Origin of the sequence: Acidovorax sp. JG5 (assembly GCF_017939685.1) — a bacterium.
Classification (GTDB): Bacteria; Pseudomonadota; Gammaproteobacteria; order Burkholderiales; family Burkholderiaceae_C; genus Acidovorax.
This window is the reverse complement of the sequence record NZ_JAGKSE010000012.1, coordinates 85,154-107,497: the sequence shown is the minus strand read 5'-3', so window position 1 is coordinate 107,497 and position 22,344 is coordinate 85,154. Positions and strand designations below refer to the sequence as shown.

21 protein-coding genes, 1 pseudogene and 1 riboswitch are annotated in these 22,344 nt (G+C 66.0%); of the genes and pseudogenes, 12 read left to right on the top strand and 10 right to left on the bottom strand.

The window, feature by feature from the left end; translation table 11 throughout:
* Positions 1-131: 131 nt before the first annotated feature.
* Both J8G26_RS13335 and J8G26_RS13330 read right to left on the bottom strand, forming a co-directional pair.
* On the bottom strand, positions 132-992 hold the full coding sequence (locus J8G26_RS13335; RefSeq protein WP_210569477.1) for an HAD-IIB family hydrolase: 861 nt from the start codon (positions 990-992) through the stop codon (positions 132-134).
* On the bottom strand, positions 992-2,620 hold the full coding sequence (locus J8G26_RS13330) for a peptide chain release factor 3 (RefSeq protein ID WP_210569475.1): 1,629 nt from the start codon (positions 2,618-2,620) through the stop codon (positions 992-994). The genes J8G26_RS13335 and J8G26_RS13330 overlap by 1 nt, the downstream gene beginning before the upstream one ends.
* 156 nt (positions 2,621-2,776) lie before the next feature.
* Positions 2,777-2,856: riboswitch (S-adenosyl-L-homocysteine riboswitch) on the top strand.
* Positions 2,857-2,924: 68 nt separating this feature from the next.
* Here J8G26_RS13330 and ahcY point away from each other — a divergent pair.
* The 4 genes and pseudogenes from ahcY to J8G26_RS13310 form a co-directional block, all read left to right on the top strand.
* Positions 2,925-4,361, top strand: coding sequence for an adenosylhomocysteinase (gene ahcY, locus J8G26_RS13325; RefSeq protein ID WP_087743752.1), 1,437 nt, complete (start codon positions 2,925-2,927; stop codon positions 4,359-4,361).
* A 111-nt stretch (positions 4,362-4,472) separates the two neighbouring features.
* Positions 4,473-5,471 (top strand): TlyA family RNA methyltransferase, encoded by a 999-nt coding sequence (locus J8G26_RS13320; protein WP_210569473.1) that lies wholly within the window; start codon positions 4,473-4,475, stop codon positions 5,469-5,471.
* The gene (metF, locus tag J8G26_RS13315; RefSeq protein ID WP_087743757.1) at positions 5,468-6,319 is read left to right on the top strand and encodes a methylenetetrahydrofolate reductase [NAD(P)H]; all 852 of its coding nucleotides are present in this window, start codon (positions 5,468-5,470) and stop codon (positions 6,317-6,319) included. The genes J8G26_RS13320 and metF overlap by 4 nt, the downstream gene beginning before the upstream one ends.
* A gap of 462 nt (positions 6,320-6,781) precedes the next feature.
* Positions 6,782-7,117, top strand: a pseudogene (locus J8G26_RS13310) (septal ring lytic transglycosylase RlpA family protein); the annotation flags it as partial.
* Positions 7,118-7,191: 74 nt separating this feature from the next.
* Here the strand turns inward: J8G26_RS13310 and rlmJ are convergent.
* Positions 7,192-8,079 (bottom strand): 23S rRNA (adenine(2030)-N(6))-methyltransferase RlmJ, encoded by an 888-nt coding sequence (rlmJ, locus tag J8G26_RS13305; RefSeq protein WP_087743760.1) that lies wholly within the window; start codon positions 8,077-8,079, stop codon positions 7,192-7,194.
* A 395-nt stretch (positions 8,080-8,474) separates the two neighbouring features.
* Between rlmJ and rplM the strand changes: the two genes are divergently transcribed.
* The 3 genes from rplM to erpA all read left to right on the top strand — a co-directional run bounded on the left by rplM (position 8,475) and on the right by erpA (position 9,891).
* Positions 8,475-8,906, top strand: a complete 432-nt coding sequence (gene rplM / locus J8G26_RS13300) for a 50S ribosomal protein L13 (protein WP_056414298.1) — start codon at positions 8,475-8,477, stop codon at positions 8,904-8,906.
* Positions 8,907-8,917: 11 nt separating this feature from the next.
* Complete coding sequence (gene rpsI / locus J8G26_RS13295; RefSeq protein ID WP_024814064.1) at positions 8,918-9,310, top strand: 30S ribosomal protein S9; 393 nt, start codon at positions 8,918-8,920, stop codon at positions 9,308-9,310.
* Positions 9,311-9,525: 215 nt separating this feature from the next.
* Positions 9,526-9,891 carry an iron-sulfur cluster insertion protein ErpA gene (gene erpA, locus J8G26_RS13290; RefSeq protein WP_087743762.1) on the top strand — a complete coding sequence of 122 codons (366 nt, stop codon included), beginning with the start codon at positions 9,526-9,528 and terminating at the stop codon, positions 9,889-9,891.
* Between the two features lie 36 nt (positions 9,892-9,927).
* Here the strand turns inward: erpA and J8G26_RS13285 are convergent, their stop codons facing one another.
* Together J8G26_RS13285 and J8G26_RS13280 are read right to left on the bottom strand one after the other, a co-directional pair.
* Positions 9,928-11,037, bottom strand: a complete 1,110-nt coding sequence (locus J8G26_RS13285; RefSeq protein ID WP_210569484.1) for an anhydro-N-acetylmuramic acid kinase — start codon at positions 11,035-11,037, stop codon at positions 9,928-9,930.
* 38 nt (positions 11,038-11,075) lie between these two features.
* Positions 11,076-12,434 (bottom strand): M23 family metallopeptidase, encoded by a 1,359-nt coding sequence (locus J8G26_RS13280; RefSeq protein WP_210569471.1) that lies wholly within the window; start codon positions 12,432-12,434, stop codon positions 11,076-11,078.
* A 201-nt stretch (positions 12,435-12,635) separates the two neighbouring features.
* On the opposite strand from J8G26_RS13280, the gene tyrS reads away from it, so the two are divergent.
* The gene (gene tyrS, locus J8G26_RS13275; protein ID WP_087743765.1) at positions 12,636-13,868 is read left to right on the top strand and encodes a tyrosine--tRNA ligase; all 1,233 of its coding nucleotides are present in this window, start codon (positions 12,636-12,638) and stop codon (positions 13,866-13,868) included.
* Positions 13,869-14,127: 259 nt separating this feature from the next.
* Here tyrS and J8G26_RS13270 read toward each other — a convergent pair whose 3' ends face one another.
* Positions 14,128-15,123 carry a LysR substrate-binding domain-containing protein gene (locus J8G26_RS13270; RefSeq protein ID WP_087743767.1) on the bottom strand — a complete coding sequence of 332 codons (996 nt, stop codon included), beginning with the start codon at positions 15,121-15,123 and terminating at the stop codon, positions 14,128-14,130.
* Between the two features lie 122 nt (positions 15,124-15,245).
* On the opposite strand from J8G26_RS13270, the gene J8G26_RS13265 reads away from it, so the two are divergent.
* Positions 15,246-15,797 (top strand): DUF2917 domain-containing protein, encoded by a 552-nt coding sequence (locus J8G26_RS13265; RefSeq protein WP_210569469.1) that lies wholly within the window; start codon positions 15,246-15,248, stop codon positions 15,795-15,797.
* 14 nt (positions 15,798-15,811) lie between these two features.
* Here the strand turns inward: J8G26_RS13265 and J8G26_RS13260 are convergent, their stop codons facing one another.
* Complete coding sequence (locus tag J8G26_RS13260; RefSeq protein ID WP_210569467.1) at positions 15,812-16,210, bottom strand: BLUF domain-containing protein; 399 nt, start codon at positions 16,208-16,210, stop codon at positions 15,812-15,814.
* Positions 16,211-16,371: 161 nt separating this feature from the next.
* Between J8G26_RS13260 and J8G26_RS13255 the strand changes: the two genes are divergently transcribed.
* The 3 genes from J8G26_RS13255 to J8G26_RS13245 all read left to right on the top strand — a co-directional run bounded on the left by J8G26_RS13255 (position 16,372) and on the right by J8G26_RS13245 (position 19,549).
* Positions 16,372-17,127 carry a Crp/Fnr family transcriptional regulator gene (locus tag J8G26_RS13255; protein WP_087743772.1) on the top strand — a complete coding sequence of 252 codons (756 nt, stop codon included), beginning with the start codon at positions 16,372-16,374 and terminating at the stop codon, positions 17,125-17,127.
* 168 nt (positions 17,128-17,295) lie between these two features.
* On the top strand, positions 17,296-18,726 hold the full coding sequence (glmU, locus tag J8G26_RS13250) for a bifunctional UDP-N-acetylglucosamine diphosphorylase/glucosamine-1-phosphate N-acetyltransferase GlmU (RefSeq protein WP_210569466.1): 1,431 nt from the start codon (positions 17,296-17,298) through the stop codon (positions 18,724-18,726).
* A 28-nt stretch (positions 18,727-18,754) separates the two neighbouring features.
* Positions 18,755-19,549 carry an ATP-binding protein gene (locus J8G26_RS13245; protein WP_210569464.1) on the top strand — a complete coding sequence of 265 codons (795 nt, stop codon included), beginning with the start codon at positions 18,755-18,757 and terminating at the stop codon, positions 19,547-19,549.
* 113 nt (positions 19,550-19,662) lie between these two features.
* On the opposite strand, the gene J8G26_RS13240 is transcribed toward J8G26_RS13245, so the two are convergent.
* The 3 genes from J8G26_RS13240 to J8G26_RS13230 form a co-directional block, all read right to left on the bottom strand.
* The gene (locus J8G26_RS13240) at positions 19,663-20,730 is read right to left on the bottom strand and encodes a GGDEF domain-containing protein (RefSeq protein WP_210569461.1); all 1,068 of its coding nucleotides are present in this window, start codon (positions 20,728-20,730) and stop codon (positions 19,663-19,665) included.
* Positions 20,731-20,854: 124 nt separating this feature from the next.
* Positions 20,855-21,199, bottom strand: coding sequence for a chaperone modulator CbpM (locus J8G26_RS13235; protein WP_210569459.1), 345 nt, complete (start codon positions 21,197-21,199; stop codon positions 20,855-20,857).
* 2 nt (positions 21,200-21,201) lie between these two features.
* Positions 21,202-22,200, bottom strand: coding sequence for a DnaJ C-terminal domain-containing protein (locus J8G26_RS13230; protein WP_210569457.1), 999 nt, complete (start codon positions 22,198-22,200; stop codon positions 21,202-21,204).
* Positions 22,201-22,344: the final 144 nt, after the last annotated feature.

Sequence of the window (22,344 nt, the reverse complement as noted above, 5' to 3'; positions counted from 1 at the left end):
AAAGGCGCTGATCGAGAAGCTGGGGCTGGCGAAGCCACAGTGACATCGCCACGGCAGCTCGGGCAGGAGCTGCGGGTTGTTGCGAATGAATGCTATGAAAAATGAAGCTACTTGCGCTTTGGTGGCAAGCGCTACAGCCATTTTTGATTCAAGATCACCCGCGCCAGCTCGGCAAAGCCCGCGCCGCGCTCGCCCTGCGTCACATAGCGCGGCAGGTGCGTGAGCTGCGGCACAAAGCGCGCGATGTTGGCCACGCCCACGCTGTGCGGGAAATGCGCAAACATGCGCTGATCGTTGGTCGAGTCGCCCACGTACACCCAGCGGTCGATCTCGGCATCGAGGTCGCGCCCGAACAGTTCGCGCACGATCCAGCGTGCGCCCTCAAGTTTGTTGTGCGCCCCAAACCAGCCGTTGATGTGAATGCTGCTCACCGTGGCGTTCATGCCCGCACTGCGCAGGATGCGCACGGCGTGGTCGATGGCGTCTTGCGGCAGATGGGTGAATTCGCTGTGGTCGATGGCGATGTCGGTCTCGCGGCCCGGCGAATCGGTGGCGCGGCGGGCACCGGGCACCTCGCGCTCAATCTGGGCCAGAACCTGCTGCATGCGGGTGTAATTGGCGGCACGCGTGGCGGGGTCCTGTTGGTATATTTTTGATAGCTGCTGGCGCTTATTGGATAAGGGCTTGATGCCGATTTGACCATTATTTTCATCTGCGGGCAGCAGTGCCACCGCGCCGTTCTCGGCCACGATGGCATCCACGGGCCAGGCAGCGGCAAACGGCTCGCTCCAGCCCACCGGCCGGCCGGTGATGGGAATCACCTGCAGGCCGCTGGCCTTCAGCGCCGCCAGTGCCTGCAGCGCATCGGGCGTGATGGCGCCGTCGGTGGTCAGGGTGTCGTCGATGTCGGTGAGCACGCCCAGCAGCTGGCCCGGCGCCGGTGCCGGCCACTCGCTCAGGGGGCGCAGGAATGCCGGCACGGGCGCCGTCATCAGTGGTTGCTGTCCAGCGCCAGGCCCGCGTGCTCGCGCAGCGGATGAAAGTGGATTTTCGGAAACCGCTCCTGCGCCAGCCGCACGTCATAGGGGCTGGTGCACAGGTAGGCCAGCGCATTGGCCGCGTCGTGCGACAGGCGCATGGGGTAGGCGTCGGTAAAGGCGCGCAGGTCGGCCGGGCTGTCGGCGCTGATCCAGCGCGCGCCCGTGTACTGGCAGCCTTCCAGGCGCACATCGGCGTCGTATTCAGCCTTCAGGCGGTGCTGCACCACTTCAAACTGCAGCTGGCCCACGGCGCCCAGCAGCATGGGGCCGCCCACGTCGGGCCGGAAGACCTGGATGGCGCCTTCCTCGCCCAACTGCGCCAGGCCCTGCTGCAGCTGCTTGGTGCGCAGCGGGTTCTTCAGGATCACCGTCATGAACAGCTCGGGCGCGAAGAAGGGCAGGCCGGTGAACTGCAGGTTGGCGCCGTCGGTGATGGTGTCGCCCAGCTGCACGCCGCCGTGCGTGGTGAAACCGATGATGTCGCCCGCGTAGGCTTCTTCCACGGCTTCGCGGCGCTGGCTCATGAACGTGACCACGCTGGTGGGGCGCAGCTCCTTGCCAGTGCGCTGCACCTTGAGCTTCATGCCCGGTGTGTATTTGCCCGAGGCCACGCGCACAAAGGCGATGCGGTCGCGGTGGTTGGCGTCCATGTTGGCCTGCACCTTGAACACCACGCCGGCAAAGCCTTCGTCCTCGGGCTGGATGGTCTTGACGACCGGCTGCTTGTTCACCTGCAGCGTGCTCACGCGCGGGCCCGGCGGGGGCGACATGTCCACCACGGCATCGAGCACTTCCATCACACCGAAGTTGTTCACGCCCGAGCCGAAGAACACGGGCGTGAGCTTGCCCGCCAGAAAATCTGCGTGGTTCCACGCGGCCGAGGCGCCCACGGCCAGCTCCATGCTCTCGAGCGCATCGTCAAACGGCTGGCCAAAACGCGCGCGCAGCCGGTCGGCCTCGGCCAGCGGCACCACTTCAAAGTCTTTCGGGCCGCGATCGCTGCCGGGGGTGAACACCGTCATGGTCTGCGTGCGCAGATTGATGATGCCGCCAAAGCTTTTGCCCTGGCCCACGGGCCAGGTGATGGGGCAGCAGGGCATGCCCAGCTCGCGCTCGACCTCGTCGAGGATGTCCAGCGGGTCGCGCACCTCGCGGTCCATCTTGTTGACGAAGGTGATGATGGGCGTGTCGCGCTGGCGGCACACTTCGATCAGGCGGCGCGTCTGCGCTTCCACACCGTTGGCCGCGTCGATCACCATCAGGGCCGAGTCCACGGCGGTGAGCACGCGGTAGGTGTCTTCCGAGAAGTCCTTGTGGCCGGGGGTGTCGAGCAGGTTGATGACATGGTCGCGGTACAGCATCTGCATCACGCTGGAGGCCACCGAGATGCCGCGCTGCTTTTCGATTTCCATCCAGTCGGACGTGGCGTGGCGGCTGGCCTTGCGGCCCTTGACGGCGCCGGCGATCTGGATAGCGCCCGAGAACAGCAGCAGCTTTTCCGTCAGCGTCGTTTTACCGGCGTCGGGGTGGGAAATGATGGCAAAGGTACGGCGGCGCCGGGTTTCAGAGGCGTAGGACACGGGGGTTCCATAAGGTGGGCGGGGCGCAGGGGCCCTGCAGGGGAAAACGGTGGGCCAGACTCTGCACAGCGTGGGACAGGGCGGCCGAACCCGCGATTTTACCGGGCATGCGAGCGGCCGGGCCGGGGGCAACGCAAGTGCTTTTATAATCGCCGGCATCCGAGGAGCGTTGCAGCGCCCCCAGCTACTGGCGGGGCGTGAGGCTCGGAGTCATCCAGCAACGACGCTCATCCACTTATCGTGCGGTGAGCTCTCTGTGTCTCCCCGCGTCAAGTGGCTTTTCAAACATGCTTTGGAGCACACCATGAACGCACGCGTCAACGCCCCTGTCAACACCGACTGCATCATTGCCGACATCGGCCTGGCCGAATGGGGCCGCAAAGAGATCCGCATCGCCGAAACCGAAATGCCCGGCCTGATGGCCATCCGCGAGGAATTCGCCGCCAAGCAGGCCCTCAAGGGTGCGCGCATCACGGGCTCGCTGCACATGACGATCCAGACCGCCGTGCTGATCGAGACGCTGCAGGCGCTGGGCGCCCAAGTGCGCTGGGCCTCGTGCAACATCTTCTCGACGCAGGACCACGCCGCGGCCGCCATTGCCGCAGCCGGCACGCCCGTGTTCGCGATCAAGGGCGAAACCCTGGCCGAGTACTGGGACTACACCCACCGCATCTTTGACTTTGGCCCCGCCGGCAGCGAAGGCGAAGGCCCCAACCTGATTCTGGACGACGGCGGCGACGCCACGCTGCTGATGCACTTGGGCAAGCGCGCCGAAAAGGACGCCTCGCTGATCGCCAACCCCACCAGCGAAGAAGAAACCTGCCTGTTCGCCTCCATCAAAGCCAAGTTGGCCGTGGACCCGACCTGGTACAGCCGCAAGAGCGCACAGATCATCGGCGTGACCGAAGAAACGACCACCGGCGTGCACCGCTTGAAGGAAATGTCGGCCAAGGGCAGCCTGATGTTCCGCGCCATCAACGTGAACGACTCGGTAACCAAGAGCAAGTTTGACAACCTGTACGGCTGCCGCGAGTCGCTGGTGGATGGCATCAAGCGCGCCACCGATGTGATGATCGCCGGCAAGGTGGCCGTGGTGGCGGGCTACGGCGACGTGGGCAAGGGCAGCGCCCAGGCCCTGCGCGCCCTGAGCGCCCAGGTGTGGGTGACCGAGATCGACCCGATCAACGCCCTGCAGGCCGCGATGGAAGGCTACAAGGTCGTGACCATGGAATATGCCGCCGACAAGGCCGATATTTTTGTGACCACCACGGGTAACCGTGACGTGATCACCTTCGAGCACATGCAGGCCATGAAGGACCAGGCCATCGTCTGCAACATTGGCCACTTCGACAACGAAATCCAGGTGGCCAAGCTCGAAGCGCACTGCCAGTGGGAAGAGATCAAGCCCCAGGTGGACCATGTGATTTTTGCCGACGGCAAGCGCATCATCCTGCTGGCCAAGGGCCGCCTGGTGAACCTGGGTTGCGGCACGGGCCACCCCAGCTTCGTGATGTCGTCGAGCTTTGCCAACCAGACCATCGCCCAGATCGAGCTGTTCACGCACAGCGATTTCTACGAAAACGGCAAGGTCTATGTGCTGCCCAAGCACCTTGACGAAAAGGTGGCGCGCCTGCACCTCAAGAAGGTGGGCGCCATGCTGACCGAGCTGAGCGACGAGCAGGCCGCCTACATCGGCGTGCCAAAGCAAGGCCCTTACAAGCCTGACACCTACCGGTATTGAACCGTGCTTGCTGCTGCCATGCTCCTGTTTTTGGAGCTGGTAGCGCAAGCGGTACAAGGGCTAGAGCTTGTTTTTATTGAAATGAATCGTCTGCTGACGAGAGAGTGACGCATGCGCGCAGATGTTTTTTTGGTGGATGGAGGCCATGCGGCCACGCGCTCGCAGGCGCAGCGGCTGATTGCCTCGGGCGTGGAGTGGCGTCTGTCGCCGCTGGCGCCGTGGCAGAAGGTCGTCAAGAACGGTGATGAGATTCCGTCCGTGGCCGAGGTGCGGCTGCTTGACGATGCCGAGGCCAAGTACATCTCGCGCGGTGGGCTCAAGCTCGAAGGGGCGCTGCGGGCCACCGGCCTGTCGGTGGCGGGGCTGCGCTGCCTGGATGTGGGGCAGAGCACGGGCGGGTTCACCGATTGTTTGCTGCAGCACGGCGCCGCGCAGGTGATCGGCGTGGACGTGGGCCACGGCCAGTTGCACGAACGGCTGCGCAGCGATCTGCGCGTGGTCTGCGTGGAGGGCGTGAATGCACGGTCGCTGACGGCGCAGGCCTTGCAGCAAGCGTGTGAACTGGCCCTGTCCGAAGTCATCGAGGTGGAAGAGGACAACGAGACCCAGCCCGAGGCGCCCTACAGCTGGATGCGCAATGGCGGGCAGGTGGACGAGGCATACGACGACAGCAACGACGCCAAGGACCAGGACATCGAGACCTTCAAGTCTGAGCGCGCCGCCCGTGCCAAGGCGCGCGAACAGGGCACGCTGCCGGTGGAGCGCCGCCGCCGCGCCGAATGTGCTGATGTCGATATCACGCCGGTTTTTGACGTGGTGACGGGCGACCTGTCGTTCATCTCGCTCACGCTGGTGCTGCCCGCGCTGGTGCCGTTGCTGGCGCCGGGCGGCAGCCTGCTCATGCTGGTCAAGCCGCAGTTCGAGTTGCAGCCCGGCCAGGTGGGCAAGGGCGGCATCGTGCGCGATGCGGCGCTTTATGCAGTGGTCGAGCAGCGCATCCGCGACTGCTGCGCCGAGCTGGGCCTGCAGGTGCAAGCCTGGCTGGACAGCCCCATCAGCGGCGGCGACGGCAACCACGAGTTTTTTGTTTTTGCGAGGAGGGGCGCATGACCGCGGCCAACGCACCAGCCACCGGTTTGCCGGTGAGTTTTGAATTCTTTCCGCCCAAGACGCCCGAGGGCGCGGGCAAGCTGCGCGCCGTGCGCCAGCAGCTGTATGCGCAGCGGCCCGAGTTCTGCTCGGTCACCTACGGTGCGGGCGGTTCCACGCAAGAGGGCACCTTCGGCACCGTGCAGGAGATCCTGGCCGAGGGCGTGAGCGCGGCCTCGCACTTCTCGTGCGTGGGCGCCACGCGCGAGTCGGTGCGTGAGCAGCTGGCCACGCTCAAGGCCATGGGCGTCAAGCGCCTGGTGGCCCTGCGCGGCGATTTGCCCAGCGGCTATGGCATGGGGGGCGAGTTCCACTACGCCAGTGACCTGGTGGCCTTCATCCGGGCCGAGACGGGGCGCGATTTCCACATCGAGGTGGCCGCCTATCCCGAGGTGCATCCCCAGGCCAAGTCGGCCGATGCCGACCTGCAGGCCTTTGCCGCCAAGGTGCGGGCCGGGGCCGATTCGGCCATCACGCAGTATTTCTTCAATGCCGATGCGTATGAGCGCTTTGTGGACGATGTGCGCCGCCTGGGGCTGGATGTGCCCGTGGTGCCCGGCATCATGCCCATCATGGGCTCATCGCAACTGATGCGGTTTTCCGACGCCTGCGGCGCCGAGATTCCGCGCTGGATCCGGCTGCGCCTGCAAGGCTTTGGCGACGATACGGCGTCGATCCGGGCCTTTGGCCTGGATGTGGTGACTTCGCTGTGCGAGCAACTGCGCCAGCGCGGCGTGCCGGGGCTGCACTTCTACACCATGAATCAGAGTGCAACCACGCTGGAGTTGTGCCGGCGCCTCGGTTTGTAATGGGGCGCCTGGTGGCTTGGGCGTCGGGGGGCGGGTTGCGTTGTCGCTGGAGAAGGTGGATGCAATTGTTACCTCGCGGTGGGTGTGTTTGTTTTTTTTCTGGAAGAGGTGATGGATGCAACTGTCTGACCGGATACGGCGCTGGCGCGACCTGTTGGGCCCGGGGGTTGTTGCATGTGTTCTGGCGGCCTGTGCACCGATGCCGGTGCCAGAGAAGGTGGCTCGCGAAGCGGCCCCCTTGGTGGCCACTGAGGCCCCCCCCCCGAGGCGTCGGCCGAGCCTCGCAATGCTTGCGAGCTGGCCCAGCAGCGTGGCGCGCCCCGCTCGCGGTTTTGTGCGCCCTTGGCGGATAAGCCGGGCGAGCGGCTCCCCAAGGCCGCGTTGCCCGAGCCGGTTCGCAGCGATGCCGCCCGGCGCGGTGCCGCCGGCGCGGTGCCTCCAGAATCCCCGGTGGAATCCGTGCGCGAGAGCGACCAGCAGGGCCTGGCCTCGTGGTACGGCCCGCGCTTTCATGGCCGGCGCACGGCCAGTGGCGAGATCTTCAACCGCCGCGATTTCACCGCCGCGCACCGCACCCTGCCTTTTGGCACCCGGGTGTGCGTGCGCAGCCAGCTCACCGGCCGCGCCGTGGTGGTGCGCATCAACGACCGCGGCCCGTTTGCCATGAACCGCGTGATTGATGTGAGCCAGGCCGCCGCCCAGGAACTGGGCATGCAGGGCCTGGGCATCAAGCCCGTGGAGCTGTGGCTGCTGGAGGAAGGCGAGGGCGACTGTCCTCAGTCGGTGTCGGCGCCGTAGCCCCGTAGGGCCTTGACCGTACAAGAACCGCTGCCAACCCGCCCACTGCCCCGGTCGGGCGGGGGGCGCGGTTTTCAGCCGCCCGATTCGAGCGTGTGGGTGGCGTGCTTGTCTTGCGCCAGCAGTTCCACCATCTGGGGCAGTGCCGTCTTCAAGGCGGCCTTGAGGGTGAAGGGCGGGTTGATCAAAAACATGCCGCTGGCGGGCAGGCCGGGGCGCTTGACTTCGCCCTCCGCAGTCTCGGTGAGCTTGCTCGATTTGACGGTCAGCGTGGCGTGCAGCCAGCTCTTGCCCGCCTTGGTGGCCAGGGTTTTGAGGCGGCGCGGCAGATCGTGCGCTTCGGGGCGCGGAATGATGGGGTACCAGACGGCATAGGTGCCGGTGGCAAAACGCTTGAGCGAATCGGCCGCCATGTCCAGCACCTTGGCATAGTCGCTCTTCATTTCATAGCTGGGATCGCACAGCACCAAAGCGCGGCGGGCCGGCGGGGGCAAAAATTTGCGGATGCCTTCAAACCCGTCTTCGTGCAGCACGGCCACTTGCCGGCCGGCTTCCAACTGTGCCACGTTGCCGGCCAGCGCGCGCAGGTCGGTCGGGTGCAGTTCAAACAGCTTGAGCTTGTCGTGGTCGCGCAGTAGCCGCTGGATGATGAAGGGCGAGCCGGGGTACACCTTGGTGGTGGCGCCCTGGTTGAAGGCCTTCACCATGTCCACATAGGCCTGCAGCGCGGGCGTGAGGGCGGCAATGCCGGGTGCCGTGAGGCGCAAGATGCCGTCCCCCGCCTCGCCGCTGGTGCTGGCGTAGTCGCCATCGAGCCGGTACAGGCCCGCGCCCGCATGGGTGTCGAGCACGGTGAGGGCCGCGTCTTTTTCGGTGAGGTGTTGCAAGGTGGCAATCAGCACGGTGTGCTTGAGCACATCGGCGTGGTTGCCCGCATGAAAGGCGTGGCGATAACTGAACATGGCGCAATGGTAACGACTTGGGTAACGACTGGGCCCCAGGCCGTTAGGGGGGGCGCCTTGCATGCAACGCAGGGTTGCGGTGGAAAACCTTGCTGAGGGCTCGCCCATTGTGCATCTTCGCTGAAGGCGAAAGCCGGGATTGGCCGGGCGTCCGCAGGACCCAGCGGCCCAGCGGCGGCACCAGGCCCAGGCAGCGCCGACGGAGGCGAAGCGGACGCAGAAGCCTGTTTCAGGCGGGTTGCTTGCCTAAAAAGCGCGCAGCTTCGTATAATGGCAGGCTTCGCAGCGATTTAGTGGTCCCGCGGCGAAGATTCAACCCCACCTAAGAGGCTTCCGAAAGAGAAGCACCGACCGTGGAAAAGGACCCGCCAAACCCTCTTCATAAGAGAAAACTCATGACTACTACTTTCAGCGCAAAGCCCGCTGAGGTCGTGCACGAGTGGTTTGTGATTGACGCGACCGACAAGGTCCTCGGACGAGTAGCCAGCGAAGTTGCTCTCCGTTTGCGCGGCAAACACAAGGCCATTTACACGCCTCACGTCGACACCGGTGACTTCATCGTCATCATCAACGCCGCCCAGCTCAAGGTCACCGGCACCAAGTCCCTGGACAAGGTGTACTACCGCCACTCGGGTTATCCCGGCGGTATCACGGCCACGAACTTCCGCGACATGCAAGCCAAGCACCCCGGCCGCGCGCTGGAAAAGGCTGTCAAGGGCATGCTGCCCAAGGGCCCCCTTGGCTACGCGATGATCAAGAAACTCAAGGTGTACGGTGGTGCTGAGCATCCCCACACCGCCCAGCAGCCCAAAGCGCTGGAAATCTAAGGAGCCTTGAGATGATTGGTGAATGGAACAATGGCACCGGCCGTCGCAAGTCCAGCGTCGCCCGCGTGTTTCTGAAAAAAGGCTCCGGCAAGATCACGGTGAACGGCAAGGACATCCAGTCCTATTTCGGCCGCGAAACCTCGATCATGATTGCCAAGCAACCCCTCATGTTGACCAACCACGCCGAAACCTTCGACGTGATGATCAACGTGCACGGTGGTGGTGAATCCGGCCAGGCCGGCGCCGCCCGCCACGGCATCACCCGCGCCCTGATCGACTACGACGCGACGCTCAAGCCCGTCCTGAGCCAGGCCGGCTTCGTGACGCGTGACGCCCGCGAAGTGGAGCGTAAGAAGGTCGGTCTGCACTCTGCACGCCGCGCCAAGCAGTTCTCGAAGCGTTAATCCGCTTTTCCTGCTGCCAGCAAAGCCGCACTGGGTTCGCCTGGAGCGGCTTTGTTGTTTTGGGCGGGCGGAGACGGCCCTTGGTGATGCCGTGCGTAATGCTGTGTGAAGTGGGCAATGCCCCTATCGCCCTTGCGTCCAATGCGCCGGGTGGCGCAATGGCCGAGCGTTTTACCTTACTATTGCATCCAAATATTGAACCTCGGAGTCTCCCCATGAGCGCAGTTGCCGAAAACATCCAGACCGAAATGCCCACCCCCATCGTGTTCACCGACAGCGCGGCGGCCAAGGTGGCGGATCTGATCGCTGAAGAGGGCAATCCCGACTTGAAGCTGCGCGTTTTCGTGCAGGGTGGCGGTTGCTCGGGCTTCCAGTACGGCTTCACCTTTGACGAAATCACCAACGAAGACGACACCACCATGACCAAGAATGGTGTTTCGCTGCTGATTGACGCCATGAGCTACCAGTACCTGCTGGGCGCCGAGATCGACTACAAGGAAGACCTGCAAGGCGCCCAGTTCGTGATCAAGAACCCGAACGCCACCAGCACCTGCGGCTGCGGTTCCAGCTTCTCGGCCTGATCTGCCAGTCGGTTTCCTCTCTTCTTCTCTTCTTTCTCAGGCCGGGTAGACGGCCCCCAGAACACGGGCGCCTTGGGCGCCCGTGACGCTTTGGCGGCTGCCAGTTTGCCCCCGTACCGTCTGGCGAGCCAGCCAGGCAAAGGCGGCGGCCTCCACTTGCAGCGCGGGCAGGCCCAGGGCATCGGTCGGCAGCACCGATGCGCCCGGGAGCAAGGCCTGCAGGCGCTGCATCAGGTGCGTATTCAAGGCGCCGCCACCGCACACGGCGAGTAACTTGCTATTTTCTCCATAGCTTGATGCGCTTGTTGCACAAGCGCTGGCGGTCAATTCGGTCAATGTGGCTTGCACATCCACGGGCCGGGCTCCGGCGTGTGCCGCGAGCGCGCCCGCCAGCCAGGCCGGGTTGAACAGATCGCGCCCGGTGCTTTTGGGTGGTGGCTGGCGCAGAAAGGGTTCTTGCAGCAGTGTGGCCAGCAGGTCGGGCAGCACCCGGCCCTGGGTGGCCCAGGCACCATGGTTGTCAAACGCCTGGCCGGTGTGCAACTGGCACCAGTAATCCATGAGTGCATTGCCTGGGCCGCAATCAAACCCCTGCACGTTGCCATCGGCGCCCAGCACGCTGAGGTTGGAGATGCCGCCGATATTGAGCACCAGCACCGTCTCGTCCGTACGGCCAAACACCCCTTGGTGGAAGGCTGGCACCAGCGGGGCGCCCTGGCCGCCCGCAGCCACATCGCGGCTGCGGAAATCGGCCACCACGGCGATGCCTGTGCGCTCGGCCAGCAGGGAGGGGTTGTTCAGCTGCAGGGTGTAGCCCGTGCCGTCGAACTCCTGGGGGCGGTGGCGCACGGTTTGCCCATGGGCGCCAATGGCGCGCACGGCGCTGGCGCAGGTGCCCGTGCGCTCCAGCAGGCGGTGCACAACGTCGGCATAGGCCCGCGCCAGCGCATTGCCCGCAAGGGCCGCGCGGTGCAGTTCGTTGGGGCCAGGGGTGTTGAGGGCGAGCAGTTCTGCTCTTAAATCAGGAGCTAGCGGCGCTGACACATGGCCCACAACGGCCATTTTTTCTTGCGAAAAATCGGCCAGAACGCCATCGATGCCGTCGAGCGAGGTGCCCGACATGAGGCCGATGTACAAGCCGGGTATCTCCTGCAACTGCACCAGAACGGCGTGCCGGCTGCGGCTTATTCCGCGCTGGCCTGCTGCACCAGGGCGGCGGCAGACAATTGCACGCGCATGAGGCCGGCCAGTCGGTCGAAGGCGGGCCGCGCTGCCTTGGACACCGGGGCGGCGGATTCGCTTTGCTGGGCGATGGTCTGGGGGTCTTGCTGCTGTCCGTTCACGCGGAATTCGAAATGCAGGTGTGGCCCTGTGGCCCAGCCCGTGGCGCCCACGGCGCCGATGGTCTGGCCCTGCTCGACGGTCTGGCCCTTTTCCACATCCATGCGGCTCAGGTGTGCGTACACGGTTTCATGCTGGTTGCGGTGCCTCACGAAGACCACGTTGCCAAAGCCGTTTTGCACACCGGCAAACTCGACCACTCCGTCGCCCACTGCGCGCACGGTCGTACCCGTGGGGGCGGCATAGTCGGTGCCCAGATGGGCGCGCCACTTTTGCAAAATGGGGTGAAAACGCATCTTGAAGCCGCTGGAAACGCGCGAGAACTCCACCGGCGAGGTCAGGTAGGCGCGGCGCAGGCTTTCGCCGTCGAGGGTGTAGTAGGCCCCCTTGGCGGCGCCAGGGTCCTGGAACCATATCGCCTGATGGGTCTTGTCGTTGTTCTGGAACTCGGCGCTCAGCACGCGGCCGCTGCGCAGGGGCTCGCCGTCGGCTTCCAGGGTTTCGTAAACCACCGAAAAGCGGTCGCCCTTGCGCAGGGAGCGGTGAAAGTCGATGTTGCCCGAGAACACCTCGGCCAGCTGCACGGCCACAGAGTCGGGGATGTTGGCAGCATCGGCGGCGTCAAAGAGCGAGCTGCGGATCACACCGCCCGCCAGGCGGCTGCCGGTGGTGAGGGGGGCGGACTCGATGCGCGAGGTGAACATTTCGCCCGTGCGTTCCACCACAAGGCGGCTGAAATTGCTGCTGTCGTCCTGGGCCCAGCGGGCCGTCAAGCGCAGCAGGCGGTGGTCGTCGGTGGTCTCGGCTGAGACCGAGCGTCCGGCGCGGCCCAGCAGGTTTTGGCGAATCTGTGCGTCTTGGCGCAGGAAGGCGGCGGCTGCCGGATCGGCCACGCCCATGCGCTGCAGCAAGGATTCGGCAGTGTCGCTGCTACGGGTCTGCTCCGAGCGGTACAGCGAGAAGCCGGGCGATTCCAGAGCCTCCAGCACCGGGTTGGCCGCCAGCGACTCGACGGCGTAAGTGATCTCGCTGACCGGAAGATCCGATGGATCGGGGGCCAGCGAGGCCACGGCAAAAGCGCCACCGCCGCCGGTCAGCAGCAGGGCCGCCACGGCGGCGGTGATACGTTTCGGGTGTGTCTGGACACTGTGAGTCAGCCGGGCAATCAATGCCATGCTGGCGGTGGTGAAGCCGTTAATCAAAGGTCTGTCCCCATGGTTGATGGTGCGACCGGCAGTTCTTCCCATGGCAAAGCGAGGGGGGCCGGGGGCACAAGCTGTCAGTTTGCAGGCTTTCGACAGGGCTACCAGGGTGTCGAAACGGCGAGACCACTAGAATCCGCCCACTGCAATGTGGGCTGAAGTATAGCGGCGCATGCTGTTCGGACATCCCAGAAAACCCTTATGAATCAATCTCTTGTTACAAAAAACCCGGTATCCGATGGTGTAAGGCAGGCCCTCGAAACCTCGTTGCGCGGCGTGGAAGAACTGCTGCCGCAGGATGAGTGGATCAAGAAACTGGCCCGATCCGAAGCCACAGGCCAACCCCTGCGCATCAAGCTGGGGCTGGATCCCACGGCGCCAGACATTCACATCGGCCACACGGTGGTGCTCAACAAGATGCGCCAGTTGCAAGATCTGGGCCACCAGGTCATCTTTTTGATCGGCGACTTCACCAGCCTGATCGGCGACCCTTCGGGCCGCAACAGCACGCGACCGCCGCTCACGCCCGAGCAGATCAAGCTGAACGCCGAAACCTACTACCGCCAGGCCAGCCTGGTGCTGGACCCGGCGCGCACCGAGATTCGCTACAACAGCGAGTGGTGCGAGCCGCTGGGCGCCACCGGCATGATCCAGCTGGCCGCAAAGTTCACTGTGGCGCGCATGATGGAGCGCAACGATTTTCACGACCGTTTCAAGGCGGGCAACCCCATTGCGGTGCACGAGTTTCTCTACCCGCTGATGCAGGGCTACGACTCGGTGGCGCTCAAGAGCGATCTGGAGCTCGGCGGCACCGACCAGAAGTTCAACCTGCTCATGGGCCGCCACCTGCAGCAGGAATACGGTCAGGAGCCGCAGTGCATTTTGACCATGCCGCTGCTCGAAGGCCTGGACGGCGTCGAGAAGATGTCCAAGTCCAAGAACAACTACATCGGCATCAGCGAAGACGCCAACACCATGTTCGCCAAGGTGCTGAGCATTTCCGACACGCTGATGTGGCGCTGGTACACGCTGCTGTCGTTCCAGTCGCTCGCGCAGATCGAGGCCCTGAAGGCCGAGGTGGCGGGCGGGCGCAACCCCAAGGACGCCAAGGTGGCGCTGGCCAAGGAAATCACCGCGCGCTTTCACAGCGCGGCGGCGGCCGACGCGGCCGAGCAGGATTTCATTAACCGCAGCAAGGGTGGCGTGCCCGACGAGATTCCCGAGGTGGCCTTGTCGGGCGCGCCGCTGGGCATTGGCGCTGTTCTGAAGCAGGCCAACCTGGCGCCTTCGACCAGCGAGGCCCATCGCCTGATCGACGGCGGCGGCGTGCGGGTGGATGGCGGCGTGGTCAGCGATCGTGGTCTCAAGCTTGATGTCGGCACCTACGTGGTGCAGGTGGGCAAGCGCAAGTTTGCCCGTGTGACTTTGGCCTGATTTTTTGATCAAAATGGCCGCTAGTGCTTGATAAATAAGCGCTGGCAGCTATCAAAATAAAAGCGCTGAACCCCGCTGGATCAGCGCTTTTTTGTTGTCAGAGGCTGAGAGTTTTTCGGCCGTGCCCGAAAGGCGCGTCAAAACGCGCCGGGTCTAGGCGCAAAACACAGCCATAGCTCGGGCTATGGCGAGTATTTGCAACGACGAACCGGTGTGTTTTGGCGTGCAAGGCGGGCATGGATGAAAGACTCTCAGCCTCTCAGTCCAGGTTGTCGTTCAAGTCCGGGTCCGGCACATCGCCAATCGCCTCGCGCGTGGCCTGCGCCTGGAGCTCCAGCCAGGCGCAGAACGCCTTGATCTCGGGCCGCTGGCTGCTGCGTGGCCCGACCATGAGCCAGTAGGCCAGCGGCGAATCGATGCGGTGGCCGGGCAGCACCTCCACCAGGTCGCCAGAGGCCAGCGCATCGGCAATCAGCGGCATGCGCGCCAGCGCCAGGCCCTGGCCTGCCAGCGCGGCCTGCACGATCTGCTGCGCATAGTTGAAGTAAAGCCAGCGCTCGGGCTGCAGCTTGGCCAGGTCGCGCCCCTCCAGCCAGCGGCGCCAGCTGAGCCATTCCAGGTGCTGGCTGCGGTGCGCGTCGCCCGCCTCGATCAGGGTGAACTGGGCCACGTCGGCGGGCGTGCGCAGGGGTTTGCCGCTTTTGAGCAGCCAGGGGCTGGCCACCACCGCCAGCTGCTCGCCAAACAGGCGCTGCCCGCCCTGCGTTCCGGGGCCGGGCAGGCTGTAGCGCAGGGCCAGGTCCACGTCTGAGGTTTCCAGATCGACCTGCACGTCGCTCGCATCGATGCGGATGTCGATGCCCGGGTTGTCGCGCTGAAACTCTTCCATGCGCGGAATCAGCCACATCGACGCAAAGCTGGCCCAGGTGGTGACGGCCACGCTGCGGCGTCCGGCCGTCTGGCGCACCAGGCGCACGGCGGCGTCCATGCGTTCGAGCGCCGGGCCCACGGCGCGCTGCAGCTGCGCGCCCGCGCCGGTCAGTTCCACCGCCCGCGTGTGGCGCAGGAACAGCGCCACGCCCACTTCGTCTTCCAGCGCCTGGATCTGGCGGCTGACAGCGGATTGCGTCAGCGCCAGCTCATCGGCTGCCGCGCGAAAGTTCAGGTGCCGCGCCACGGCCAGAAAGGCGCGCCAGTGGCCGGTGGCCACGGGGCGGGTGCGCAGCACGGCGGGGGCGTATTCGGCAGCAGGCATGGGGTGGGTTATTAATGCGTGGATGGAATGAATAGCGTAGCGCGTTTTCATTGGACTGTGTGCATGGGGCGGCGCACCATTCGGTCTCTTCAATACACATTGCTCGTGCCAAGGAGGCTGCCATGTCATCCCATCATGTTCTGAAATTGCAACAATCCGTTCAGGCCAGCCTGGCGGGCTGCGCGGCGGCCGGTGGCTGGAAACTGGCCGCTGGCCAGGCCGTTTCGCTGCGCACAAACACACCCGGCGTGCTGGAGATTGCCCGGGGCCGCGTGTGGCTCACCCTGGGCGGGTCGTTCAACCATCTGCCTGGTGCCGCGGTCGATCATGTGCTGCACGCGGGCGAGCGCCTCGCCATCGCGCCGGGCCAGCAGGTGGTGATGGAGGCGTGGAACCCATCCGGCGGCGGCGATGTTGCCGCATTCCGCTGGGAGGCCGGGACGGCACCGGCCAAGGCACCGGCTGCCAGCGCGGTCGCCCGCGACTGGGAAAATGGCGTGGTGCAACCACTGCGCGACCTGGTGCACGCCCTGGCCCAGGGCAGGCGGGCCATGGGCGCAGCAGTGGTGAATGTGGCGGGCGCGGGCGGGCGGTGTGCCGCTGGCCTGGCGCGGTTTGTGGGGCGTTGGATCACCCACCAGCGCCAGCGGACAACCTGCTCTGTGCTGCCGTGAACCATCCTTTGAACTTAGCGCACCAGCTCGCCGCGCACGGTATCAAACGCGGCCAGCGCTGCGTCTCCGTCCAGGGTCTCCATGCGGGCCAAGGCGTCCACGTCTTCCACCGTGCTGAAGGCCAGGCTGAAATGCTGAAAGCGCCGCCCCGCCAGCGGGCCGTGGTGCAGCACCTCGACGTTGATGTGGCGCGGGTCGTTGCGAATGCGTTCAATGAGTTTGAGCACGGCCTTTTGCGGGCCTTCCAGCTGCTGGCAAAAGCGCTGGCCGTCAAAGATCAGCAGCCCGGTGATGTTGTGTTGTGCATTGGCCAGGCGCGCGCGCCCGGCGATCTGTGCCACCACGCTCAGCGGTTGCGTGGGGGCGAGGGTGCTCACATAGAGAACCTCGTAGAGGGCGGAGCAGGGTTTCATAAGTGCGGCCCAATGTAGGGGGGGCCGACCCACCGCGCAATGTCAAAAGACATAGATGTAACCATCGATTGATCGACCGATCGCACCTCGGTGCCGCGCCTGCGGGTGGGCGCTGTTGCACGATCGGCGTGGGGGCTGCTCATCCCTAGAATCGGCACACCATGAATGCATCTCTGCCGTCCCACGCATGCCCTCCCTCGTGCCAGCAATGCCGCTTGCGCAAAACGGGCGCGTTCACGGCGGTCAAGCCCGAGGTGCTGGATTTCATTGAGGGGTTTCGCACCGATAGTGTGGCGGTGGCTGCCGGCGGTGCACTGGTGCGCGAGAACCAGACCAATGCCAAGCTGTTCACGCTGTATTCGGGCTGGGCGTTTCGCTACAAGACGCTGAGCGACGGGCGCCGCCAGATTCTCAATTTCTTGCTGCCCGGTGACCTGGTGGGGCTGCAGCAGGAGTTTGGCGATGTGTCCGCCCATGGCATCGAGGCGCTGACCGATTGCTCGCTGTGCGTGTTCCAGAACGACAGCCTGTGGGCGCTGTTTCGTGAGCACCCGCGCCTGGGTTACGACATCACCTGGCTGTCGGCCCATGAAGAAGGCCATGTGGACGACAACCTGCTGACCGCTGGGCGCCGCAACGCCACCGAGCGCGTGGCCATGCTGCTCATGCACCTGTACCGGCGGCTCGACCGCATCGGGCTGGTGGAAGATGGCTCGGTGGCGTTTCCGCTCAACCAGCAGCACATTGCCGACGCGCTGGGGCTGTCGCTGGTGCACACCAACAAGACGCTGCGGCGCCTGTCGCTGCTGGGCCTGCACGAGCTGAAGAACGGGCGGCTGCGCCTGCTCAACACCCGCGCGCTGGCGCGTATTGCCGAGTATTACGACACGCCGCCGCGGCTGATGCCGCTGCTGTAGGGGTTGCCTGTTGCGGCAAAAATGTGATCAAAATCGCCTCTAGCGCTTGCCAGATAAGCGCTGGCAGCTATTGTTTAACTAGCGTTTGATGCCCGGTATGCCGCAACCGATAATCCACGCCATGCCCGCGCACCGGGCTTGCGTTGCGCACACCAACATTTCTTTTCCATGACCTCACTCGACATCCTCATCATGGCGGCCGGCAAGGGCACGCGCATGAAAAGCCGTATCCCCAAAGTGCTGCAGCGCCTGGCCGGGCGCCCGCTGCTGCACCATGTGCTCGATCAGGCGGCCCACCTGCAGGCGCGCAGCGCCATCGTCATCACGGGCCACGGTGCTACAGAAGTGGAAGCTGCTACCGCAGGCGCAGCAAGCGCTACAGGCCAATTTGATCTGAAGTTTGTGCGCCAGGAGCCCCAGCTGGGCACCGGCCACGCCGTGCAGCAGGCCGTGCCGCAGCTGCAGGACGATGGCACGGTGGTCGTGCTGTCGGGCGATGTGCCGCTGACCCAGGCCGACACCCTGCGAGCGCTGGTGGCGGCCAGTGCCGGCGAACGATTGGCGCTGCTGACCGTGACGCTGCCTGATCCGACGGGCTACGGCCGCATCGTGCGCAATGCAGAAGGCGCCGTGCAAGGCATCGTCGAGCATAAAGATGCAACGGACGCCCAGCGCGCCATCACCGAGGTCTATAGCGGCATCATGGCCGTGCCCGCGCGGTTACTCACGCCCTGGCTGGCGCGGCTGAAGAACGACAACGCCCAGGGCGAGTACTACCTCACCGACATCGTCGCCATGGCCGTGGCCGACGGCGTTCCCGTGGCGGCCCACCGCATCACCGATGCGCTGCAGGTGGCCGGCGTGAACAGCCCGCTGCAACTGGCCGAGCTGGAGCGTGCCCACCAACTGCGCCAGGCCCGCGCCTTGATGGAGCAGGGCGTGCGCCTGGCCGACCCGGCGCGCTTCGATCTGCGCGACGATGCCCGCACCGGCGTGCGCGGCGAGCTGGTGTGCGGGCAGGACGTGGAGATCGACGTGAACTGTGTCTTCACCGGCCGTGTGGAGCTGGGCGAGGGCGTGGCCATCGGCGCGAACTGCTGCATTGCCAATGCGCGCATCGCGGCAGGCGCCGTGATCCACCCCTTCACCCACATCGACGGCGAAAAGCTGGGCGCCACCGTGGGCGAGGGCGCGCTGGTCGGCCCCTTTGCCCGCCTGCGCCCGGGCGCGCAACTGGGCCGCGAGGTGCACATCGGCAACTTCGTGGAAGTGAAGAACTCCACGCTGGCCGATGGCGCCAAAGCCAACCATCTGGCCTACCTGGGCGACGCCACCGTGGGCGAGCGCGTGAACTACGGCGCCGGCAGCATCACCGCCAACTACGACGGCGCCAACAAGCACCGCACGGTGATCGAGGCCGACGTGCACATCGGCAGCAACTGCGTGCTGGTGGCGCCGGTGACCATTGGCGCGGGGGCCACGGTGGGCGGTGGCAGCACCATCACCAAGGATGTGCCTGCGGGGGCGCTGGGCGTGGCGCGGGGCAAGCAGATCACCAAGGAATGCTGGCAGCGCCCCGCCAAGTTGCCCAAGGCATGAAGCGGGCTGAAATAGGCATGAAACAGGCATGACGCAGCCCGCCGCCAGCCCCGCCGAGGTCGCGCAACTGCGCGCCGCGCTGGCCCGCAGCCAGCAGCAGGTGGCCGACATGGCCGCCGCGCAGGACGAGTTCTTGCGCGCCGTCTCGCACGACCTGCGCGCGCCGCTGCGGCATGTCACCTCGTACGGCACGCTGGTGCGCGAGGTGCTGGCCGACCTGCCGCCCGAGGTGGCGCAGGGCGCCGAGGTGCAGGAGGCGCTGGGTTTTCTGGCCACCATGGACCAGTCCGCCCGGCGCATGGGGCTCATGATCGACGGCCTGCTGGCCCTGGTGCGCGCCAGCCGTGCGCCGCTGCACCCGCAACCCGTGCCGCTGGCAGATGCCATCGCCCGTGCGCGCGCGGCGCTGCCCCCCGATGGCGCGGGCCGCGCCGTGGAATGGCGCGTGGCCGCACAGTTGCCCACGCTGCAGGCCGACCCGGCGCTGCTGCAGGTGCTGCTGGTGCAGTTGCTGGGCAATGCCCTCAAGTTCACGCGCCCTGTGTCTCAGCCCTGCATCTGCGTGCAGGCCGATGCCGCGCCCGCAGGCCAGGTGGCCTTCACGGTGCAGGACAACGGCGTGGGGTTTGACCCCGCGCGTGCGGGCTCACTCTTCGGTGTGTTCCAGCGCCTGCACCGGGAAACCGAATTTGACGGCGTGGGCACCGGGCTGGCCCTGTGCCGCGCCATTGCGCAACGCCACGGCGCGCACATCAGCGCCACGGCGGTGCCGGGCGGCGGCTGCACGGTGCGGGTGGAGTGGCCGCAGGTGCCGGCTGTCTGATTTCTCCAGCCGCTGGTGCGTGCACCGGTAGCCGCCGGGAGTGTTTGCCGAATTCCTGGGCGGAGTGCCGGCGCCGGATTCGCGGGGTTGACCGGCGGCTGAACCGCAGGTGCCTACATCAGCGGCGCCTGCACCCCAGGCACCAGTGTCGGCATGGCACCGGCCGACACCCGGTTGCGCCCCGCTGCCTTGGCCTGGTAAAGCGCGGCGTCGGCGGCATTGGTCCAGGCGCGCAGGCCGTCGTGGCGGTGGTCGGCCGCTGCCACGCCCAGGCTGCTGCTGAAGCGCAGGGTGGGCAGGTCGTGCAGCTGCAGGGCCTGCACCTGTTCGCGGATGCGCTGGGCCACCACCATGGCATCGTCCAGGCGCATGCCGCGCAGCACGATGGCAAATTCGTCGCCGCCGTAGCGGCCTGCGCAGTCGGTGGCGCGCACGTTGCTCAGCACGATGCGCGCCAGCGCGCGCAGCACTTCGTCGCCCACGGTGTGGCCATGCTGGTCGTTGATCTGCTTGAAATGGTCAATGTCCAGCATCACCAGGCAGGCGGGCTCGCCGGTGGCGTGGTGGCGGCGCAGCGTGGCTTCGGCCTGCTCCTGCCAGTGACCGCGGCCACACAGGCCGGTGAGGGCGTCGATGCGCCCCAGCGCGTCGAGCTGCTGGTTTTGTTGCGACACCTTACGGATCAGGCGGTAGCTCATCACGCTGACCGACAGCGTGTGCAGCGCCATCACGGGCAGGCACGCAATGATCACCGGCATGGATGTCTCTGGCGCCCAGTGCAAGCCGGTCAAGGCCGCACTGGCCGCCGCCGCGCCCGCCATACCGGGCAGCGAGCGCGCCCACAGGCCGCGGATGCCGGTGGTGATCTTGTCCACCATGGTCAGGGTGAGCAGCAACACGCTGGGCAGCAAATTGAAGTGCATCAGCGGCACCAGAGACGCCACCAGCGCTGAATCGGCCAGCAGATTGCGAATTTCTGCGCGGTAGGGGTCGGCACTGCGGCGGCTTAACTGGTAGGCCACATGGGGCCAGACCAAGGCGATCAGCGCCAGGTAAAGCCAGCCCGGCAGGCTGGCCTGGCGTTCCCACAGCACCACGCCCACCACCACGCTGCCGAGCCCCATGCCCAGCACGCGCAGGGGGTAGACCCGGCGATGGAGTTGGCGTTTGGCATCGGACATGGTGGAGCGGTCAGGGGTTGCCGCCACTTTGGCGCGGCGTGTTGGGCGCAACAGGGGCGGGAATTCGTTACGAAAGCCTACATGAACGGCACCGCCAGCGCCAGCCATCAATGTCCATGGCATGTCACCCCGGCATGGGGCCGTGGCCCGTTGCGGCTTCCAGGTGTTGCAGGCGCTGGCGCAGTTGTGCCACTTCTTCGATCAGGTCAGCCGTGAGGGCGGCGAGCTCGGGGTCGGCGTCGAAGGTGGTTTCCAGCTGGGCCAGCCGGCGCGCGCGCACCACGGTGGCGCTGGCAAAGCGCCAGTGGCCGCCCAGGCTGTCGGCCTGCAGCAGGCCGGCCTCCAGCCGCGCGCTGACCCAGTTCGGCGCCACATGGCAGATGCGGGCCAGGTCCTCCAGCGAAAACAGCGCGGTGTCGTCCAGCAGTTCGCCCGGCTGCACGGTGGGGGTGTGGTGGGCAGTTGTCATGGTCAGGCTCCCGGGGTGGCGCGCGGGTCGAAGCGGGGAAAGGCCTTGGCCAGCGCGGTGTAGGCGGCGCGTTCGGCATCGCTGTGGGCCGGGGGCAGGGCGACGGTCAGTTCCAGGTACAGATCCCCGGGCGTGGCGGCCGGAATGCCCCGGCCCTTCAGGCGCAGCTTGCGCGCGGATTTCCAGTGCGCGGGCACGGTTACCTCCAGGGCGCCGGCGGGGGTTTGCACTTCGATGGCGGCGCCCAGTTCGGCCTCCCAGGGGGCCACGGCCACGGGCTGGTAAACATCGCGGTCGATGGCGCGCCAGCGGGGGTCGGGTTTGAATTGCACCTCCAGAAACAGGTCGCCCGCAGGCGCCCCGCCCATGCCGGGGCTGCCCTGGCCCGTCAGGCGGATAAGCTGGCCTTCGCGCACGCCCTTGGGTATCTTGACCTGCAGGTTGCGTTGTTCGTGCACCATGCGGCCCGCCTCGTCGAGCCGCGCGCCGCGCAGCGTCAGGCTGCGTTCGGCGCCCTGGTAGGCGTCCAGCAAGTCGAGCTCGATCTTGGCGTGGTGGTCGCTGCCGCGCGATGGCGGCGGTGCGCCTGCCCATTCGGCATCCCGTGGTGCTTCATGGTGTTGTGGGCCCCGGCCACGCTGCGCGCGCGCGTGGCGGCCAAAGAGTTGCTCGAAAAAATCGCTGAATTCGCCGTCGGGCCCGCCGGCTGCACCGGCCCCGTCGGAGAACTCGAAGCCCGCGTCCCAGTTGGGCGGCGGGCGGAAATCCTGCCCCGGGCGGTGTGGCGCCTGGCGGCCCAGGGCGTCGTAGGCTTCGCGCTTTTCGGGATCGGAGAGCACGGCGTTGGCCTCGTTCACCTCGGCCATGCGGGCTGCGGCGTCGGCCTCTTTGCTGACGTCGGGATGGTATTTGCGCGCCAGCTTGCGGTAGGCCTTCTTGATGCCATCGGCGGTGGCCGTTTTGCTGACACCCAGCACCTGGTAGTAGTCCTTGAATTCCATGCGGCGTTTCCTTCGCGGTGGGGCTGCGCGGGGCAGTTGCTGGGAGGCTGTCGGACTTGGAGCGTCGATTTGCAGCCGACGATTTCCAAGTCCGACAGCCTCCTATGGCTACTGTATGCCCCGGGCTGGCGCCGTGGCAATCCG